Genomic DNA, 2,466 nt, shown 5'->3' with positions numbered 1-2,466 from the left:
TCGTCGCGCTGGCGCTGTATCTGCGCCACCCAGCGGCGCACCAGCGCGGACGAGTCAGGCGGGGCCTCAGCGAGTTTCTTCAGGTTGAGGACGGTGCGGTGCCGGTGCTCGCGCGGGGGCAGCGCCTCCTCCTCCGGCAGCAGCGCCGAGACCGGAACGCCGTAGAACGCGGCAAGTTCCGACAGCTGGTGAACGCTGATCATCCGGTCGCCGCGCTCGTAGGAGCCGACCGCCGCGGTCTTCCATCGTCCGCGTGACTTCTGCTCCACGCCTTGCAACGACAATCCCTGCTGGATCCGTATGGCCCGGAGACGAGCTCCCACGGCCTTCGCGTACTCCCGACTCACCCGATACACCCCCCGTCGCCTCAACAGAGCACTTGGTGATCATTTATTGCTCCCACCACTGCGGTGACGCAGGTGCTCACACTAACTGAACGTTACCCGAAAAGGATAGCTACATTTGATTAATGCAAGTAGTGACCCTTATGTCACGATCACTACTTCTCGTAAGATCACTTCCCTCGCCAGGAGTGAAATCCGCACGAGCGGCGTCCGCTCCACGCTCCGAACAGCGAGATGATTGCGAACCGCTATCTTATCCCTACGATCAGTCACCCAGACAGACTGCCCAGGAACCGCAGTCCGTAACCGTTCCGCTGAACGATTAAAGAAAGATTTCTCCGTAAAAACGACATTTCCGGCGCAGTCAGGTCGCCTTTATCGGTCACGCTTCGTATAGGATTAGCGGGACGAGCTCTACGAGACCAAGCGGCAACCGGACCCCTGCACAGACCGTTTGCGACGACCTCCGCGGCCCCACCGGCGCGGATCGTCAACGGCGGGCGGTCGAACGTCGGCGACGTCCGCGCACCGGGCGCCCCGCCACCCGCGCGGCCAGCTCGCTGATCGCCAGCCTGGCCGGCGACTGCGCAGCGACGTCCCGCAGCAACTGACCGGCAGCCTGTGCGGTGTCCATCGCCGCGATGTCGAGAGGTATCAGGACCACCGGTTCCATACCGACATGGCGCACCATCGCCCTGGCGACCTCACGGCGGGCGTCCTTCCCGATCGCCGAGGCGCGCAACCGGTTCACCACGATCCACGGATCCGCGCCGGGCACGGTTTCGCGCAGGTCGGCCAGACCGCGGACGAACCGCACCAGCCCGACCGGTTCCGCGGACGCCACGGCCAGGACGGTGTCGGCCGCGCCGAGTATCACCTGGGTCGCGCCGTTGCGCCGCGGAGCGGAGGTGTCGAACGACAGCTCCTCGTCCATCTCCAGGCAGAAGCCGCAGTCGACGACAACGAAGCTCGCCAGCCGTCGCGCCAGGGCGAGCACGACCTCCACCGACGCCGGACGCAGCTCCGGCCAGCGCGACGGACGGGCGATTCCCGGCAGGATCCGCAGCCCCCCGCCGAGGTCCCGGCACAGCACCGCCAGCCGGGGGACGTCGAGGGTTCCCTGGTTGGCCGCCCGGGCGGCGGCGGCAAGCCCGGGTGCCTCCTCCAACAGCCCCACCAGCTGCCCGATCGCTGCGCCGTAGACGTCGGCGTCGATAAGCAGCGTCGGCATACCCATGGCGGCGAGTTCGGCGGCCAGACACAGAGCCACGGTGGTCCGACCCGGCGCACCGGTCGGACCCCAGACGGCGATCACCCGGCCGTCACCGGGTTCGGGAAGACCGTCGGGTACCGGCTGGGCAGCCACCGGCGTCAACGCGGCAAAACCGGCCATGGGCTTGCTGTACGCGGCGGGCAGCATCCCGGAACTATGATCGTCATTGGCAAGCGCCCGGACCGCCTCCACCACGGCCGACGCCACGACCTCGGCCGTCGCGTCGGTCGCGATCACCGCCGCGACGCCGAGCTGGCGCAGCCGGCGCTCACCGTCCTCATCCCCGGGCGTGATGAGCCCGACCACCGCAACCCCCGCCACCGCCAGGCGGGTCAGCGCATCCCGATCCAGGCGGCGCAGGTCCGCCGACAGCAGCGCCGCCCGCGCCGCACCCGTTGTCGCCGCGGCGAGCAGATCGGGCAGATCGACACACCGGCGGACCACCGTCACCCCGAGATCGCGGCGGTCGAACGCCGTGACGAGCCCCGACTCGACGACCGAGTTGGTCACCGCGGTCAGGATCGGCAGGCTCATTGCCCGAATCCCGGCACAGCGGTCGGGCCCACCGCGCCGACCTCGCCGCGGGAACCTCGCTCGAGCTTGACGACGTCCACCCGTTCGCTCTGGGACGCCGCCACCGCATTGATCGCCAGCTCCACCGGCACCCGTAACGTCAACGAGTACGAGCCTGCCGTCAATGTCGCCCGTGCGATGAACTCGACGTCGTGCAGCACGAGGATCTCCGTGCTACCACTGCCGCTCTGCGTGAGCGACGCCGGCCCAGCCGGCTGACCGGCAGCCTGCGCCGCACCCGCGCCCGCCGCCCCTGCGGCCGCAGCACCTGCAGGC

The 2,466-nt window shown here is 68.8% G+C and carries 2 protein-coding genes and 1 pseudogene; all 3 read right to left on the bottom strand.

Annotated elements, in window-relative coordinates:
- Positions 1-347 (bottom strand): helix-turn-helix domain-containing protein (locus DD1DGNOD_RS06265; RefSeq protein WP_131769657.1); only part of this gene is annotated, 347 nt, incomplete at its 3' end.
- 487 nt (positions 348-834) lie between these two features.
- Positions 835-2,151 (bottom strand): AAA family ATPase, encoded by a 1,317-nt coding sequence (locus DD1DGNOD_RS06260; RefSeq protein ID WP_131765663.1) that lies wholly within the window; start codon positions 2,149-2,151, stop codon positions 835-837.
- A pseudogene (locus DD1DGNOD_RS28855) lies at positions 2,148-2,466 on the bottom strand (SAF domain-containing protein); the annotation flags it as partial. The gene DD1DGNOD_RS06260 and the pseudogene DD1DGNOD_RS28855, both read right to left, overlap by 4 nt.

It is taken from the genome of Candidatus Protofrankia californiensis, from assembly GCF_900634765.1.
Classification (GTDB): Bacteria; Actinomycetota; Actinomycetes; order Frankiales; family Frankiaceae; genus Protofrankia; species Protofrankia californiensis.
This window is presented reverse-complemented; position numbering and strand designations above follow the sequence as displayed.

Coding starts and splice junctions, on each gene's coding strand:
- DD1DGNOD_RS06260 (WP_131765663.1), bottom strand. CDS start 2,151: ATGAGCCTGCCGATCCTGACCGCGGTGACCAACTCGGTCGTCGAGTCG.